The sequence below is a fragment of the Pseudomonas silesiensis genome (assembly GCF_001661075.1).
GTDB classification, from domain to species: domain Bacteria; phylum Pseudomonadota; class Gammaproteobacteria; order Pseudomonadales; family Pseudomonadaceae; genus Aquipseudomonas; species Aquipseudomonas silesiensis.
The window spans coordinates 2,058,159-2,073,353 of the sequence record NZ_CP014870.1; the positions used below are offsets into that span (position 1 = coordinate 2,058,159).

17 protein-coding genes and 2 pseudogenes are annotated in these 15,195 nt (G+C 57.1%); 8 read left to right on the forward strand and 11 right to left on the reverse strand.

Going from position 1 to position 15,195, the window contains the following annotated elements:
- Nucleotides 1-302 precede the first annotated feature (302 nt).
- From PMA3_RS09430 to arsJ, 8 genes and pseudogenes are all read left to right on the forward strand, one after another.
- On the forward strand, nt 303-716 hold the full coding sequence (locus tag PMA3_RS09430; protein WP_064676889.1) for an arsenate reductase ArsC: 414 nt from the start codon (nt 303-305) through the stop codon (nt 714-716).
- 9 nt (nt 717-725) lie between these two features.
- Nucleotides 726-1,097 carry a metalloregulator ArsR/SmtB family transcription factor gene (locus PMA3_RS09435; RefSeq protein WP_010455862.1) on the forward strand — a complete coding sequence of 124 codons (372 nt, stop codon included), beginning with the start codon at nt 726-728 and terminating at the stop codon, nt 1,095-1,097.
- A 27-nt stretch (nt 1,098-1,124) separates the two neighbouring features.
- A pseudogene (locus PMA3_RS30615) lies at nt 1,125-1,583 on the forward strand (arsenate reductase ArsC); the annotation flags it as partial.
- A pseudogene (locus tag PMA3_RS09445) lies at nt 1,570-1,944 on the forward strand (arsenic resistance protein); the annotation flags it as partial. The pseudogenes PMA3_RS30615 and PMA3_RS09445, both read left to right, overlap by 14 nt.
- Nucleotides 1,937-2,653: an arsenical resistance protein ArsH gene (gene arsH, locus PMA3_RS09450; RefSeq protein WP_064676892.1), complete on the forward strand. Its 717-nt coding sequence runs from the start codon at nt 1,937-1,939 to the stop codon at nt 2,651-2,653. The pseudogene PMA3_RS09445 and the gene arsH, both read left to right, overlap by 8 nt.
- Before the next feature lie 12 nt (nt 2,654-2,665).
- Nucleotides 2,666-3,178 (forward strand): phosphatase domain-containing putative toxin, encoded by a 513-nt coding sequence (locus tag PMA3_RS09455; protein ID WP_064676893.1) that lies wholly within the window; start codon nt 2,666-2,668, stop codon nt 3,176-3,178.
- A gap of 23 nt (nt 3,179-3,201) precedes the next feature.
- Nucleotides 3,202-4,206, forward strand: coding sequence for an ArsJ-associated glyceraldehyde-3-phosphate dehydrogenase (locus tag PMA3_RS09460; RefSeq protein WP_064676894.1), 1,005 nt, complete (start codon nt 3,202-3,204; stop codon nt 4,204-4,206).
- 9 nt (nt 4,207-4,215) lie between these two features.
- A complete protein-coding gene (gene arsJ, locus PMA3_RS09465) occupies nt 4,216-5,436 on the forward strand; it encodes an organoarsenical effux MFS transporter ArsJ (RefSeq protein ID WP_064676895.1) in 1,221 nt (406 codons plus the stop codon).
- A gap of 539 nt (nt 5,437-5,975) precedes the next feature.
- Here arsJ and PMA3_RS09470 read toward each other — a convergent pair.
- The 11 genes from PMA3_RS09470 to PMA3_RS32445 all read right to left on the reverse strand — a co-directional run bounded on the left by PMA3_RS09470 (nt 5,976) and on the right by PMA3_RS32445 (nt 15,044).
- Nucleotides 5,976-7,052 carry an ArsO family NAD(P)H-dependent flavin-containing monooxygenase gene (locus PMA3_RS09470; RefSeq protein WP_064676896.1) on the reverse strand — a complete coding sequence of 359 codons (1,077 nt, stop codon included), beginning with the start codon at nt 7,050-7,052 and terminating at the stop codon, nt 5,976-5,978.
- Nucleotides 7,053-7,211: 159 nt separating this feature from the next.
- Complete coding sequence (locus PMA3_RS32635; protein WP_161491137.1) at nt 7,212-7,385, reverse strand: hypothetical protein; 174 nt, start codon at nt 7,383-7,385, stop codon at nt 7,212-7,214.
- A 110-nt stretch (nt 7,386-7,495) separates the two neighbouring features.
- Nucleotides 7,496-7,642, reverse strand: a complete 147-nt coding sequence (locus PMA3_RS32640) for a hypothetical protein (RefSeq protein ID WP_161491138.1) — start codon at nt 7,640-7,642, stop codon at nt 7,496-7,498.
- 385 nt (nt 7,643-8,027) lie between these two features.
- Entirely contained in the window at nt 8,028-8,975 is a 948-nt protein-coding gene (lhpI, locus tag PMA3_RS09475) for a bifunctional Delta(1)-pyrroline-2-carboxylate/Delta(1)-piperideine-2-carboxylate reductase (protein ID WP_064676897.1), read from the reverse strand.
- Nucleotides 8,976-9,113: 138 nt separating this feature from the next.
- Nucleotides 9,114-9,902: an amino acid ABC transporter ATP-binding protein gene (locus tag PMA3_RS09480; RefSeq protein ID WP_064676898.1), complete on the reverse strand. Its 789-nt coding sequence runs from the start codon at nt 9,900-9,902 to the stop codon at nt 9,114-9,116.
- Nucleotides 9,903-9,919: 17 nt separating this feature from the next.
- A complete protein-coding gene (locus tag PMA3_RS09485; RefSeq protein ID WP_064676899.1) occupies nt 9,920-11,161 on the reverse strand; it encodes an NAD(P)/FAD-dependent oxidoreductase in 1,242 nt (413 codons plus the stop codon).
- A 48-nt stretch (nt 11,162-11,209) separates the two neighbouring features.
- Nucleotides 11,210-11,920: an ABC transporter permease gene (locus PMA3_RS09490; RefSeq protein WP_064676900.1), complete on the reverse strand. Its 711-nt coding sequence runs from the start codon at nt 11,918-11,920 to the stop codon at nt 11,210-11,212.
- On the reverse strand, nt 11,917-12,636 hold the full coding sequence (locus PMA3_RS09495; RefSeq protein WP_064676901.1) for an ABC transporter permease: 720 nt from the start codon (nt 12,634-12,636) through the stop codon (nt 11,917-11,919). Before PMA3_RS09495 ends, PMA3_RS09490 begins: the two co-directional genes overlap by 4 nt.
- A 113-nt stretch (nt 12,637-12,749) precedes the next feature.
- Complete coding sequence (locus tag PMA3_RS09500) at nt 12,750-13,505, reverse strand: transporter substrate-binding domain-containing protein (protein WP_064676902.1); 756 nt, start codon at nt 13,503-13,505, stop codon at nt 12,750-12,752.
- A 13-nt stretch (nt 13,506-13,518) separates the two neighbouring features.
- Nucleotides 13,519-14,394, reverse strand: a complete 876-nt coding sequence (locus PMA3_RS09505; protein WP_064676903.1) for a MurR/RpiR family transcriptional regulator — start codon at nt 14,392-14,394, stop codon at nt 13,519-13,521.
- A 383-nt stretch (nt 14,395-14,777) separates the two neighbouring features.
- A complete protein-coding gene (locus PMA3_RS32445) occupies nt 14,778-15,044 on the reverse strand; it encodes a hypothetical protein (RefSeq protein WP_152032249.1) in 267 nt (88 codons plus the stop codon).
- Nucleotides 15,045-15,195 lie beyond the last annotated feature (151 nt).

Genomic DNA, 15,195 nt, shown 5'->3' on the forward strand with positions numbered 1-15,195 from the left:
CCCTCGATGACTGGGGCGGGTTAGGGGTGACCTTCTTATATTCTTTTGCACGTCCAGGTAGTCCTTGAACCAAGGAGCGACCTATTTCTGCGTGAGTGACAGATTCATTACAGAAACCATATATACACCACCGCAGATATTTGAAGAGACACAGAAGGCTGGCTAGCGCCGTAATACACAGCTTTCATTAAAGGTGCTCGGCGAAGTCCAATTGTTTTGATGGATTAATGGGTCGTTGGCTCTTTACCTTGTATGCGGAAAAACATATATTCGATAAACCGCATATGAGCTGAGACTTCACAATGACCAGCAAAGCCCGTGTCCTGTTCGTCTGTACTGCCAACGCTGCACGCTCCCAGTTGGCCCAAGCGTTGCTGAGGCATACCGATTCGGAGCATTTCGAGGCGTTCAGCGCCGGCACAACTCCAACTCAGGTAGATCCGCGTACCTTCGAGGCGCTTTCACACATCGGTGTGAGCACTGAAGGGTTACGTAGCAAGTCGATAGACGAGTTCCGTGGTGAGCGTTTCGATTACGTCATCACCTTGTGTGATAAAGCCGCAGCGGAATGCCTGTCTTTACCTGGAGCGGGTGAGGCATTGGCCTGGAGTTTTGAAGACCCGGTCACCAGCATCAAACCCGATGCCTTCCGTCACACCCTTCACGAAATTCATGAGCGCATCAAGATGTTCGTCTTGGTCAAAAACAAACACTGAGAAAACGATATGGCTGACCATCTGACACCGACCACAGTTTTCAAATGCCTTGCTGACGACACTCGGGTCCGCACGATGATGCTCATCACCCGTGAAGGAGAGCTTTGTGTTTGCGAGCTGACCTGCGCGTTGAACGAGAGTCAGCCAAAAATCTCCAGGCACCTAGCGCAACTGCGTACTTGCGGCCTGTTGTCGGACCGTCGGCAAGGCCAATGGGTGTATTACCGACTGCACCCGAATCTTCCTGATTGGGTTCATCAAGTGCTGACCACCGTGCTGGAAAGCAACAAGCACTGGTTGAGCCCTGATGCCAAACGCCTTGATGAAATGGGTGACCGTCCTGAACGGGCAGCGGTGTGCTGTGAAAGCAAAATCGCCTGATTCCGCCTTCGACTACGAGATCGCTCGATGAAAATCCTGTTCCTCTGCACTGCCAATAGCTGTCGCAGCATCCATTGTGAGGCGGTTTTCAATCACTTGGCACCGGAAGGCATGAAAGCCTACAGCGCGGGCAGTCAGCCCAAAGGTGAAGTGCATCCGCTGAGTCTTTATACGTTGGAAAACGCTGGCATGTCGACGCTCGGGCTGTTCAGTAAGTCCAGCGATGTCCAAGTGAACTTGGCACCTGATTTCGTCATCACGGTGTGCGACAAGGCTGACGGTGAGGCCTGTCCGGTATTTTTTGGGTCGGCCACCAAGGCCCACTGGGGGCTGGCTGACCCTTCGGAATACTACGGAACTCAAGAAGAGATCGAGGCGGCTTTTGAAGCCACTTTGGAGCAGATCAAAACCCGCATTGAAGCCTTCCTGGCTATACCGCTTTCCCAACTGAGTGCCGAACAGCTCAAGGCAGATCGTGGCCATGTTCAGTCTCAAGGGCGACGTGGTGCTGCAATTGCCGTTCGACGTATTGCGCATTGCGATCCCTCTGACGATCTACTTCGTGGTGATGTTTTTCATTAGCTTCTGGATGGGCAAGCTGCTCAAGGCTGACTATCCGCGCACCGCCGCACTGGCTTTCACAGCCGCAAGCAACATTTTCGAACTGGCGATTGCCGTGGCCATTGCCACCTTCGGTCTGGCTTCCCCGGTCGCCTTCGCCACGGTGATTGGCCCATTGGTGGAAGTGCCGGTGCTGATTTCCCTGGTCGGTGTGGCCCTTTGGTTGAAACGCCGTTGGTTAGATAAATCCAAGAGCGCCATTGCGCAGGACAAAGACTATGTTTGATGACCATATCCCTCAACTCGATACCGAACTGGTTGATCTCCCATCGGCTGACAAGCTAGGCATTGAGAAGACCTCCATCCACAAGCCGCGCATTTTGCTGCTGTATGGATCGACCCGTGAGCGCTCCTTCAGTCGCCTGATGGTCGAGGAGGCCGCTCGGCTGCTGGAACACTTCGGCGCCGAAGCGCGGATTTTCAATCCGTCAGGCTTGCCGCTTCCAGATGACGCCCCCGCCGATCATCCACGTGTGAAGGAGCTGCGCGAGCTGATGCTGTGGTCCGAGGGGCAGGTCTGGTGCTCTCCAGAACGTCACGGTTCCATGAGCGCGGTCTTCAAAGCTCAGATCGACTGGGTGCCGCTGGCCATGGGCGCTGTACGCCCGACCCAGGGTAAAACCCTTGCAGTCATGCAGGTGTGCGGTGGCTCGCAGTCGTTCAACGTGGTCAATCAGCTGCGAGTGTTGGGACGTTGGATGCGCATGTTCACCATCCCCAACCAATCCTCTGTGCCGAAGGCCTATATGGAATTCGACGGTAACGGCCGGATGAAACCTTCTTCGTTCTACGACCGCGTCGTTGATGTGATGGAAGAGTTGGTGAAATTCACGCTGCTGCTTCGCGACCGCCAGGACTATCTGGTCGATCGTTATTCCGAGCGCAAAGAGTCAGCGGAAGAACTCATGAAACGTGTCAATCAGCGCTCCATCTGAGGATTTTTCACCGTGCAACAACACCCTTATTCCGTACTGCCTTTGGCACAGTTCAATGGCCAATTGATCTTCACCCCGTGCCCAGGCACGAAGGGCACCCGACCTTTCGAGGCGTTACAAACACTTAAGGATGCAGGTGCATCGGCGTTGCTGACGCTGATGTCGACAGAAGAGTTGCTTCAGAACGAGATCGACCTGCTGCCCGAAGAGTGCCAAATGCTCGGCATCGAGTGGTTTCACCTGCCAGTAGAGGATGATCAAGCTCCTGGCGAAGCATTTAAAGCCGCATGGGAGCAGCACCATCCGCGACTCCAGCAGCTGCTGACCGAAGGGAAAACCATCGCCATCCATTGCAAGGGCGGCTCGGGCCGTACCGGTTTGGTCGCCGCTCAACTGTTGATCGAGAGCGGTGTGCCATTCAGCGATGCCATTCGCGATGTTCAGTCGTTGCGTCCACGCGCCATTCAACATCCTGCCCATATCGAATACATCGGCCAGTTCGACACCCAGTCGAACGCCCACTGACTACAGATACAGAGCACAACAACATGACTATCAAAGTTGGCATCAATGGTTTTGGTCGGATCGGTCGACTCGCTTTGCGAGCAGCCTGGAGTTGGCCAGAGTTTGAATTCGTGCAGATCAACGATCCGGCAGGCGATGCGGCGACCCATGCGCACCTGCTGAACTTCGACTCGGTGCATGGCCGCTGGCATGACCAGGCCGATTCCGAAGGCGACAACATTGTCATCGACGGCAAACGAATCAAGGTCACGGCCAAAAAGGCGATTGCCGACACCGATTGGTCGGGCTGCGACCTGGTGATTGAGGCCAGCGGCAAGATGAAGACCGTCGCCGTGCTTCAGGCTTATCTCGACCAAGGCGTGAAGCGCGTAGTGGTCAGCGCCCCCGTGAAGGAAAAAGGTGCGCTGAACGTCGTCATGGGCGTCAACCATCAGCTGTTCAAACCTGCTGAACATCGCATCGTCACGGCGGCGTCATGCACCACCAACTGTCTGGCGCCAGTGGTGAAAGTCATCCACGAGAAACTGGGCATTCGTCACGGCTCAATCACCACCATCCACGACCTGACCAACACCCAAAGCATTCTCGATCAGCCGCAAAAGGATCTGCGCCGGGCGCGTGCCTCGGGCATGAGCCTGATTCCCACCAGTACCGGCTCGGCCACCGCGATTGCGGAAATCTTCCCAGAGCTGCGCGGACGCCTGAATGGTCACGCCGTTCGCGTGCCGCTGGCCAACGCGTCGCTGACCGACTGTGTCTTCGAGGTCGAGCGGGCCACCACTGTCGAAGAGGTCAATCGGTTTCTCAAGGAGGCCTCCGAGAACGAGCTCAAAGACATCCTCGGTTTTGAAGAGCGTCCCCTGGTGTCCATCGACTACCGTACCGATCCGCGCTCATCGATCATCGATGCGCTGTCGACCATGGTCATCAACGGCACCCAGGTCAAAATCTATGCCTGGTACGACAACGAGTGGGGTTATGCCAACCGCACCGTCGAACTGGCCAGGATGGTCGGTCTGGCAGTCTGAGGAGCGGTCATGAAAGCGTTGTCAGCCCTCGCTCCGGAAGTGCGGCAGTACTTGCTCGTCACGGGCAACTACTGGGCCTTCACCCTCACCGATGGCGCTTTGCGCATGTTGGTGGTGTTGCACTTTCACGCGTTGGGCTACAGCCCACTGCAAATCGCGGCGTTGTTTCTGTTCTATGAACTCTTTGGCGTGATCACCAATCTTGTGGGTGGCTACCTCGGCGCCCGGCTGGGTCTGAACCGCACCATGAACATCGGGCTGGGCATCCAGGTCGCGGCGCTGTTGATGCTGACCGTGCCGGTCGCCTGGTTGACCATCCCATGGGTGATGGGCGCTCAGGCGCTGTCGGGCATTGCCAAAGACCTGAACAAGATGAGTGCCAAAAGCTCCATCAAGCTTCTGGTCCCTGACGGGCAACAGGGCAAGCTCTACCAGTGGGTGGCGATCCTCACCGGCTCGAAGAACGCACTCAAGGGGGTCGGCTTCTTTCTTGGCGGAGCCTTGTTGGCCTTGATTGGTTTCAAAGGCGCGTTGCTGGCCATGGCGGGTGTCCTGGCGCTGATCTGGATCAGCAGCCTGATCCTGTTGAAGAAGGACCTGGGCAAAGCGAAAGCCAAGCCCAAATTTCGCGACATCCTATCCAAGAGCCGGGCGATCAATATCCTCTCGGCAGCGCGAATGTTCCTATTCGGTGCCCGCGACGTCTGGTTCGTGGTGGCCTTGCCGGTCTACCTTAGCAGCGTGTTCGGTTGGGACTTCTGGAAGGTTGGCGGTTTCCTGGCGGCCTGGGTGATTGGCTACGGCATCGTGCAGTCCTTCGCACCCAATATCACCGGAAAGAAACGAGGGCACGTACCGGATGGTCGAGCGGCGTTTCTGTGGGCACTTGCATTGGCGGGTCTGCCTGCGGCAATCGCTCTCGGGCTGAACACCGGGCTGACGCAACAGACGGTGCTGTTGGGTGGACTAATGGTCTTTGGCGCGTTGTTCGCGGTGAATTCGTCGCTGCACAGCTACCTGATCGTGTCCTACGCCAAGGAAGATGGCGTGTCGCTGGATGTGGGTTTTTATTACATGTCCAACGCCATGGGACGGCTGCTCGGCACGGTGCTCTCCGGCTGGGTTTATCAGGTGCATGGGCTGGGCGCGTGCTTGTGGATATCGAGCGCATTCGTTCTGCTCGCAGCACTGATTTCTATCGGGTTGCCGAGGCATGCCGAGGCGATATGAAACCGTCAGACAGGATGCGGTGAACGTCATCGCGCCACTCGCGTGTGGGGAGAGTTGGCAATGCCTGAACCAGCACATATCGGAGGCGCGTCATGAGCAAGTATAGCGACCTACCTACACTGGCTTTTGTGGTGCTTACAGCGGTTGTATTGACCGCTTGTGATCAAGGCAGAGACATCCGCCAAGCGTCCGTCCGGTATGGACAAGACGATTGCAGGGAGATGGTTTACAGGAGAGTGGCGCAGTAACCAGGGAGATGCTTCAGCGCTACCGTCATTTCGACTTTCCCCCGACAGGTTGCAATGGGGGATTGAACGGCGGAGTTTGGCAGCCTGATTAGCCGCGATGAGAAGCGAGCATCCTTGGTGGTGAAAGAGGGCAGCAGCTGTCCAGCCAACAACCAAGGACTGCTGAAGGACATCCTGCTTCAGCGCATAAACGACTGCATGGTCAGTGTCCAACTTCGCTTCTGAGGAAGATGTCAGGCAAGGCTCTCTGCAACAGTCAGCGGTATACACCAAGGCCGATTGCAGTCCACCTCAGGCGGACTGACCGGCGAGAAAGGCCACGATCTCATTGACAGTGCTTCGTGCTGTTCGTGTCACACCGATCAGTGTGGCGGACGCCGAACCTGTCCACTCACCGTAACCAACCAACCACAACCTTGGCTCTTCGGTCGAGTGGGTGCCTTCGACCTCAACGCGGCCCTCGGCGTTGACCAGCCCCAGTGATTCAAGATGCTGTACGGCTGACCTGAATCCGGTGCACCAAATCACCGCGTCCACCGCCGATTCGGAACCATCACCCCAAATAACCCCGTTGCGAGTGAAACTTTCGAAAGGTCGTACAGACTTGAGAACATTGCGCTCTCGGGCTTCGACAACTGGCGGCACCATGACGATATCGCCCAGCCCACCCACTGGCTGCTCGATGACGCGCCCCTCCAGTTGGGCTTTCCAGCGCTCAGTTGCACGCTCGAACAGTACTCGCCCATCCACATCGTCAGGCAAGAACATCGGTTCAACGGGGGTTACCCACGTGGTCTCAGCCACCTTTGATACTTCGGCCAGAATCTGTGCCCCTGAATTACCGCAACCTACCACCAACACCTTCTTGCCCGCGAATGCTTGTGCTTCGACATAGTTAGCGGAATGCAATTGCCGACCGGCGAATAGCTCGGCATTGGGGTAGTGAGGGACGTAGGGATTGCTCCAGGTGCCTGTAGCGCTGACAACAACCTTGGCATCCCAAAGCTTGTCTTCAGAACGTACACGCAGGCCAGATTCCGTTCGCTCAACAGAAGTGACCCGAACCGGGCGCTCGACCGGGAAATGGTAGCGCTGTTCGTATTGGTTGAGGTATTCGATCACATGATTTCGTGAAGGATAGCCATCTTGCGTGGGGGGCATCATCCAGCCAGGTATCGAACTCCAGGTGGCGGGCGAGAATAGACGCAGCGAGTTCCAGCCATGTCGCCAGGCACCACCGGGCTCTTCCTCTGCGTCGAGGATGACGAACGAAAGAGGTGTGCGGCGCAGGAAATACGCTACAGCCAAGGCTGATTGGCCCCCGCCGATAATGACTACGTCTAGTTGAGCGCTGAGCGAATCAGTCATCGGACGAACCTTAGATCGATGCAAGACGGTCCAGTATAGCGATTCAATTTTGACTCCAACTGATCCAGCTCATATGGAGGGAATGCTTCGAATTTTCTGTTTTTTTTACGTTATCTGCCGATGCGAAAAAAAGGGGAGGTAGCAGCAGGAACCCTAAGACTATATGTCCGAGAGCAGCACTGAGTCGTATATGACGATTAGTTGAACATCAGATTTTTTTGAGTAGCCATACAGGCGAGATGCTGGAACCGGATCGCCGTCTTCCGCCAACTTCGGCGTCGAGGCGCACGCGGAAAGTGAGGCAAGCACCATAAGGAAAATGAATTTTTCCATCCTGTTTCCTTACTTATTTCCATCATTACCGTCAGGGTGAACCGAGGGTGAAAATTTTTAATTTTTTTTCGGTCGTTTTATCAAAATGCTCGGAAAGTACCTCTCGCTGGTCAGCCGTGATACCCCCACTGACCAATCCCTGCACGAAGGTAAGCCTGCGCGCCGCTCTTGATGGCAAAAACCCTTGATCCAGCGCTTTCAATTTCTGGAAGAGCTTTCTCAGCCTGCTGACGGATGGTTTCGGGCAAATCGCTCATCGGACGCAAGCTTGGGTCGAGGTCTTGCGCAGGAGATTGGTGATGGAGGGAGGGGATGGAACTAATTGACGACTCGTCAGGCAGTCTTCTCCTACTTCTAGGTCCGATTCGATGTCGATGATGTCCTGGAAATGGCGGAACAGGCGGAAGTCTGCTCATCCGTAGTGACGGTCGATGCTAGATCGTCGCTATCCGGCCCATTCGCGATTGCAGCCTGTCGCGGTGGGCTGGCCCCAGCTCTGGCCGAGAAAAACTTAACGTCGTGTCCGGGATCAGTTGACCACTACAAACCCATCGAATCGCTTCTGGGCCATCGCTAGCGTGGATAGTCAACGCTAGCGATGGCCGAGTGCAATTTATACAATTCAAAGCTTCCGAAATTGAGTTATTGGCTGGCTAGGGCGTGGAGCGCGACTCGCGAAGCGGCCAGGTCCCAAGCCGCAGTACCGACGCTTTTAAATACAGCGGGTCGTGACGAATCGATTGGGCCGCGAATGGCTGCGGCCAGCGATCTGACTTGAGACCAATCCACACCTGCCCGCAGCAGGTCGCCTGCTTCGTGCTGCGCACCGGCAGTATCGTCAGCATAGAGAACGCTACCGTCCAGAGTGACTTTGCCAAGCTCCGCCATCTCTGGCTTGAAAGCACCTACACCAATAATCAATCGACCAGGTTTGGCTGGCTCGTTATAGACCGGCTCTGTGCTGGTGGTTACGGTGATTACCACATCCACGTCGGGAATACTGTCGCCGCACGGTTGCAAATGCTCGTGCAGGTCTCGATTGTTGTTGCAGAAGTCTGCCGTCGCTTGCGCGTCAATTCCTCGAACCCACAGCTTGCACTGTGGGTAAAGGGCATTGATAGCTTGTATGTGATGACGTGCTTGTGCGCCGGTCCCGAACAGTAAGATCTGTTTCGGTTCACGCTGCAACAGCGTTCGAATCGCCAGGAGGGTTACTGCCGCAGTACGACGCCCTGTGACTTCTGGGCCGTCGAGCAAGCACTTTATTTGTCCGGTTACGGCATCACATACGGTTACCGTGCCGTTGATCGTGGGCAGCTGACGCTGCACATTCCCCGGCTGGACGTTTACCAGTTTGTGGATGCCGATGTCCTGGGCGGTGGCGGGCATGCTCAGCAAAACACCGCCGTCACCCAAGGGTACAACCAAGCGCTCAGGGCTCAGAATTGAACCAGCTTCCAGTTCGGTTGCGGCTTGGGCAATAGCGTCGACAAGTTTTTTGAAATCTAGCAGTGCCGCTGTCTGCGCTTGATCACAGACGGTAACCGCAAGGTTTTTCGGGGCGGCATTATTCGCCAGCATATTAGTCATTGAATATTCCTTTTGCTGAGATCAGTAGTGGCGGATGTCGGAAAGAAACTGCTGTGCGCGCAAGTGCGTTGATAAACGGCCTACGCCTGGCGTATGGACGGCACAGCCATCGCAGGCAAGCCGTGCTCTTATGTGGCCTCAGTGTAAAATTTGCGCAAGAAAGGCCTTGGCCCGCTCGCTGTTCGGGGCGCTGAAGAAGTCCTGAGGCGGTGCGTCCTCAATGATCCGGCCGCCGTCGAGAAACAGCACGCGCTCGGCCACTTGCCGGGCAAAGCCCATTTCGTGGGTCACGCAGAGCATGGTCATACCGCTGCCGGCCAGGTTAACCATCACATCCAGCACTTCGCTTACCATCTCCGGGTCGAGCGCCGAGGTGGGTTCGTCGAACAGCATGATTTTGGGTTCCATGCACAATGCCCGGGCGATGGCCACGCGCTGTTGCTGGCCCCCCGAGAGCTGGCTGGGGTACTTGCTGGCCTGGCTGGCGATACCGACTTTTTGCAGGAAGTGCTGGGCCAGTTCCTCGGCCTTCTTGCGGCTCAGGCCACGCACCGAAATCGGGGCAAGGGTGCAGTTATCGAGCACGCTCATGTGCGGGAACAGATTGAAATGCTGGAACACCATGCCAATTTCACTGCGGACCTTGGCGGCCTCGCGGTTGGTCTGGGCCAAGTCGGTGTCGTTGACCAGAATGCGGCCTTTTTCGGCGATTTCCAGGCGGTTGATGCAGCGGATCAGCGTCGATTTTCCGGAGCCGGAAGGCCCACAGAGCACGATGCGCTCGCCTTCGCGCACTTTCAGATCGATGTTGTGCAGCACATGGAAGGCGCCATAGAACTTGTTCAAGCCGGCGATATCAACCACCACCTTACGGGTGTCCGGGCTTGCGGCGAGCGGAGTGTCTACACGGGCAGAGAGGGCATGCATGGTCTTGTCTCCGGCAATTAGTTAAAGCGCTCGGCGCTGTACGGGGCAGGGTTGGTAAAGGGGGCGGCACCGGTCATCAACTCGGCCAGCAGACGGCCGCAGACCGGGCCGAGGGTCAGGCCATGGTGGGCATGCCCGAAGTTGAACCACAAACCTTTGTGTCGTGGCGCCGGGCCGATCACCGGGCACATGTCCGGCAAGCATGGACGGCGTCCCAGCCAAGGCTCGGCATCCAGGCGTTCGCCCAGCGGGTAGAAGGCGCGCGCCAGCGCTTCGCAGCGACGTAGCTGGATTTCGTTGACCGGGTCCTGGCTGTCGGCGAACTCGATCCCGGTGGTCAGGCGAATGCCGCCAACCATCGGTGCCAGGACATAACCGCCCACCGGGTCAAGCAGCGGTTGTTGCAAGCGCGTGCCAGGCAGGGCGGCATAGTGCATGTGATAACCGCGCTTGATCGCCAGTGGAATGTCATACCCTAGTGGCTCGAAAATGCCCCGGGCTTGCGGGCCGAGGGCGACCACGGCTTCGTCTGCAATCACAAGGCCCTGTTCGCTCTGCACTTCCCATTTACCCACGCGCTGGCGCAAGGACAGGGCGTCACCCAGGACGAACATGCCGCCGCGTTTGATGAACAGTTCGGCATAGCCGCGTGTCAGGCCGCCGGGGTCGCTGACAGTCTTGGGGTCCAGCCAGTGAATGCCGCCGACCACGCTGCTGTGCAAGCCCGGTTGACGGGCATGCATCTGGTCGCGGTCGAGGATTTCATAATTCAGGCCATAGTCCATGAGCGCAGCAGCGTCGCGTTGGGCCTTGGCAAACGCCGGTGGAGAGTTGTAGGCCTCGACCCAGCCACTGGCCTGGATCAGGTGATCCATGCCAGCCGGTGCAGAGAGCAGGTCGTGTTCGCTGACGCAGTGCTCCACCAACGGCAGCATGGCCCGGGTTGCGGCGGCCAAGCCCTTGGTCCCGGAGTATCGCCAGTACTGCAGCAGCCATGGACTGGCCTTGGGCAGGTACTTCAGGCTGTAGCGCACGTCCGACTGCTGGTTGCCCGCGTAGCGCAACAGGCTCGACAGCTGGCGCGGGAACGCGTAGGGAATTACGCTGGCGCGCTCGATCAGCCCGGCATTGCCGTGGCTGGTGCCGTTACCTGGCTGCTGGCGGTCGATGAGCACGACCTTACGGCCACGGGCCTGTAACTGAAGTGCGGTACTGACGCCGACAATCCCTGCGCCCAGAACGATGGTTTCGCAATGCATGGTATATCCCTGATGCAGGGCGCGCACGGCAGCCCGAGAAAAATGGGTTTACTGCAGGTGACGGCCGAGGCGGCCCTCGAGCGCTTTCAGGCTGCGGCGCACGACTTCCACAATCAGCAGATAGAGCACGGCGGCCCAGAGGTAGATCTGGAAGTCGAAACTGCGCGAGAAGGCCAGCTTGGTCACTCCCATCAAGTCGTAGATGGTCACCAGCGAGGCAATGGCGCTGGCCTTGATCATCAGAATCAGTTCATTGCCCAGCGGGCCAATGGCGACCAGCAGCGACTGCGGCAGGATGACTTTGCGAAAGGTGGTCCAGCGCGACAGACTGAGGGCTTTCGAGGCCTCGCGCTGGCCTTGGGTCACGGCCAGGATGCTGCCGCGCAAGATCTCGGCCTGATAAGCCGCGGTGTTCAGGGTGAAGGCCAGCAGCGTGCAGAACCAGGCGTCACGGAAGAACCACCACATACCCACGTCCTGCCAGAAGCCTTTGAACGATCCCAGGCCGTAATAGAGCATGAACAGCTGTGCCAGTAGCGGCGAACCGCGGAAGAAATACACGTAGACGCCGGTAAAACGGCTGATAAAGCGGTTACTCGACAACCGGCCCAAGGCGATCAGCAGACCAAGCAGGGCGCCAAGGGTGAAGGAAATGGCCACCAGCTTGGCAGTCACCAACAGACCGTCGATGAAGCGGGGACCGTAACGCTCCAACAAGTCAGGGCTGAGGAACAGATTTTGCAATTCATCGAAGCTCATGGGCGAACGCTCCGTTGATGGCGGCTGAAATACTGCTCCAGGAACTGGAACAGGCGGCCGGAAATGGCCGAGAAAAACAGGTAGCCAAAGCAAGCCACGGTGTAGAACAGCATCGGTTCCTTGGTGACGCTGACCGCCAGGTTGGTCTGGCGCATCAGGTCGACCAGGGAGATGGTCGACACCAGCGAGGTGTCCTTGAGCAGCGACAGCCAGTTATTCGACAGGCCCGGCAACGCAATGCGTACCAATTGCGGCAGTACCACCTTGGTAAAGGTTGTGCGTCGGGACAGGCCCAGGGCGGCTGCAGCTTCGAACTGTCCCTTGGGCACGGTTTTGAAGGCGCCCAGCCAGATCTGGCTGGAAAACGCGGCGAACACCAGACTGAAGGCGATCATCGCGGCGACGAAGGGGTTGATCGCGACTTCGGCCTCGTAGCCCATCGCGGCCAACAGTTTCTGCGCACCGATCTGGCAGCCGTAATAGATTATCAGCAGGGTCAGCAGCTCGGGCAGTCCGCGGAACACAGTGGCAAACACCGTGCTCAGGGAGCGCAACCAGCGACGTCGTGAGCGGGCGGCCAAGGCCACGCCCAAGCCCAGCGGCAGACCAATCGGCAGGCAGCTCAGGGCCAGGACAATGGTCACCAGTGCACCGGCCAGCAAGGCCGAACCCCAGCCGCCACTGGCGAAGGACAGCAATGACAGGTTTTCGAACATGCTCGAACCCTCTCGGTAAATTAAGCTCGCACGGCCTCGCCGCACCCGTGTATGAGGGCGGTTCAACCTGTCGGCAAGTAACGACCCTCAGGCGCGCCTGAGGGCTCGGGAGATCAATAGATATCGAAGGCGAAGTAGCGACTGGAGATCTTCTTATAGGTGCCGTCGGCAACGATCTCATCCAGCGCCTTGTTGAAGCGCTCGCGCAGGACATCGTCACCTTTGCGCACCGCGATCGAGGCATCTGCGGTGGTGCCGTTGACGTCGCCGATGATCTTGCAGCAGTCTTTGCCAGTGCTGTCGACCCAGGCCAGCAGCGGGAATTTGTCGGCAATCACCCCGTCGATCCGGCCAGTCGCCAAGTCGCTGTTGGCTTCATCGAGGGTAGGGTAGAGCTTCACGTCGGCGCCGGCTGGGCCGTAATGATCTTCGGCATAGATGGCCTGGGTCGAGGATGACTGGGCACCGATCGTGCGGCCCTTGAAGTTGGTCTGGGCGTCGGTGATGTCCGAGTCCTTGGATACCGCCACGGATAGGGGGGTTCGGTAGTAGTGCCGGGTGAAATCGATTTTCTGCTTGCGCTCATCGGTGGCGATCATCGAAGCCACGACCGCATCGTATTTCTTCGCCATTAGCGCCGGGATAATCCCTTCCCAGTCCTGGGCGACGATGCTGCACTGCACTTTCATGCGTTCGCACAATGCATTGGCGATATCCACATCGAAACCGTGCAACTTGTTGTCCGAGTCAACGTAGTTGAACGGCGGGTAAGCGCCTTCGGTAGCAATCTTCAGTACTTCAGCCTGCGCACTGGTGGCCCCGGCCAGGACCATTGCGCATACACCGGCAAAGCGAATGACGTGTTTCATCCAGCACCTCGTTTTATTGTTTTGAGTTTGGTGATGATGTGTATCCAACGAACTCGTTATGTAAGGCCGCGATGGCTTCAAGACGCTTTTCGACCTCGGGACCCAGCTGTTTGCAGACGTCGTTGACCAGCAGGTGGACCAGCGACAGCATCGCCGCTGTCGATTCCCAGAACAGGTTGAACTCGGTGGGCACGCGGAACACTTCATCGGCGTTCTGTTCGGCCCAGTCGCAAAAGGTGTCGGTGATCAGCGTCACAGGGATTCCGGCATCGCGGGCCTTGCGGCACAGGGTCAAGGCGTGGCGGGAATAGCGGCGGGCTTCGAACACCACCAGCGCACTGTCTTCGGGGGCACTGAGCAACACGTCGGCGTAATGCCCGGCGGCACCGTCGACCCAGTGTGTGTCATCGCGCAGGTACTGCAACAGATGCACCATGGATGCGGCGATGCCACGCTCTGTCTGGAACCCGGCGACGAACACCTTGCGCCGGGTGGCCAGGCGCAGGCTGACGCTGTGCCAGGTCGGGGTGAGGCTATATTCGTAAACCTTAACCAGGGCCGCGACTTCCAACTCGAAGCTGCGCGGCAGGCCTTGAGGACCCTGGCTGGCTTGATGGCGAAACTCCTGCAAGCGATCGCCCACCAGCCATGGTCCATCGCCCAGGTCGACCTTGAGGTCGTTTTTCAGATCTTTGAAGTGGCTGTATCCGAGGGAGCGACAGAAGCGCCCCACACTGGACTCACTGACGTTCAATTTCGCGGCAATATCAGCGGCAGTCTGGAACGGCAGTTCATAGAGGTTGGCCAGCATGTAATTGGCAATCGCCCGACCGGAAGCGGCGGCGGTTGAAAGACTGCTTTCAAGGCGTTGTTTGATCGGCTGGCTCAAGGCTGCTTCCTGTTGTTTTTCAGCGCTCACGAAAGAAAATGCGTGTTTTCTGGCATAAAGTCAATACATGACAGATAGCTGTCATGACGGATGGTCGTCACTCTGGTATGCACCATCGACAACTCGGTTGGAGGTTCAGGATGCCCCAAGCAAGAGATTGCACAGTGAGAAGCCAAGAAATCCCATGTGCGCCATCCTCTTGGTCACCTGGCACGACATCAGTCATTTTCTAATGCATCGTCGGCAGGACGCCTGAGGAGGGAGAAACGCAAAGTTCTGGAAAGTCATGAAGCCGAAATCAAGCTGAAGAATCGGCGTTAAGCGGCTTGAAGCAGTTAATGCCCTGCGCGAATAGTTATTTCTAGCATTATGCAGGAAACCCTCTATTCAGTTTTAAGTGCTGATACAAATGTTGCCAGCGAAGGATCTTTTTCAGCATTTTGCTTGTGCCTGCCGATGAAAATCCACTCGTCCTCTGTCCAAAGAATTCGTGTTGTCTTAGGTGCTTTGCAGTCAAAAACAACCTGATAGATTTTTGTTTCTCTCTGCTGGACGACGACGCATTGCTCAAGGCAAACCAACAATCGCTGCCCGGGCGCCAGTGTTGGCGCATTGAGCGGGACACACAGCTTAATTTCTGTTTTTCGCATGATGACTTTCGTCCCTAAAATTCAGAAACCGTACGCGGTAAATCAAAAGACGGTGGTTCTGCTAATGACTAGCCTCCGAGGGTGCATATGTGCATAATATTATCATGCAGTGATAATAGAAAGGCAATCTGCTCGACCTTGCCTCAGGCAG

What these genes read in the sequence shown, in the direction of transcription:
- PMA3_RS09430 (WP_064676889.1), top strand. Translation starts at nt 303, where the DNA reads ATGACCAGCAAAGCCCGTGTCCTGTTCGTCTGTACTGCCAACGCTGCA.
- arsH (WP_064676892.1), top strand. Translation starts at nt 1,937, where the DNA reads ATGTTTGATGACCATATCCCTCAACTCGATACCGAACTGGTTGATCTC.
- PMA3_RS09435 (WP_010455862.1), top strand. Translation starts at nt 726, where the DNA reads ATGGCTGACCATCTGACACCGACCACAGTTTTCAAATGCCTTGCTGAC.
- lhpI (WP_064676897.1), bottom strand. Translation starts at nt 8,975, where the DNA reads ATGACTAATATGCTGGCGAATAATGCCGCCCCGAAAAACCTTGCGGTT.
- PMA3_RS09490 (WP_064676900.1), bottom strand. Translation starts at nt 11,920, where the DNA reads ATGAGCTTCGATGAATTGCAAAATCTGTTCCTCAGCCCTGACTTGTTG.
- PMA3_RS09460 (WP_064676894.1), top strand. Translation starts at nt 3,202, where the DNA reads ATGACTATCAAAGTTGGCATCAATGGTTTTGGTCGGATCGGTCGACTC.
- PMA3_RS32635 (WP_161491137.1), bottom strand. Translation starts at nt 7,385, where the DNA reads ATGGAAAAATTCATTTTCCTTATGGTGCTTGCCTCACTTTCCGCGTGC.
- PMA3_RS09495 (WP_064676901.1), bottom strand. Translation starts at nt 12,636, where the DNA reads ATGTTCGAAAACCTGTCATTGCTGTCCTTCGCCAGTGGCGGCTGGGGT.
- PMA3_RS09470 (WP_064676896.1), bottom strand. Translation starts at nt 7,052, where the DNA reads ATGACTGATTCGCTCAGCGCTCAACTAGACGTAGTCATTATCGGCGGG.
- PMA3_RS09485 (WP_064676899.1), bottom strand. Translation starts at nt 11,161, where the DNA reads ATGCATTGCGAAACCATCGTTCTGGGCGCAGGGATTGTCGGCGTCAGT.
- PMA3_RS32445 (WP_152032249.1), bottom strand. Translation starts at nt 15,044, where the DNA reads ATGCGAAAAACAGAAATTAAGCTGTGTGTCCCGCTCAATGCGCCAACA.
- PMA3_RS09480 (WP_064676898.1), bottom strand. Translation starts at nt 9,902, where the DNA reads ATGCATGCCCTCTCTGCCCGTGTAGACACTCCGCTCGCCGCAAGCCCG.
- arsJ (WP_064676895.1), top strand. Translation starts at nt 4,216, where the DNA reads ATGAAAGCGTTGTCAGCCCTCGCTCCGGAAGTGCGGCAGTACTTGCTC.
- PMA3_RS09500 (WP_064676902.1), bottom strand. Translation starts at nt 13,505, where the DNA reads ATGAAACACGTCATTCGCTTTGCCGGTGTATGCGCAATGGTCCTGGCC.
- PMA3_RS32640 (WP_161491138.1), bottom strand. Translation starts at nt 7,642, where the DNA reads ATGAGCGATTTGCCCGAAACCATCCGTCAGCAGGCTGAGAAAGCTCTT.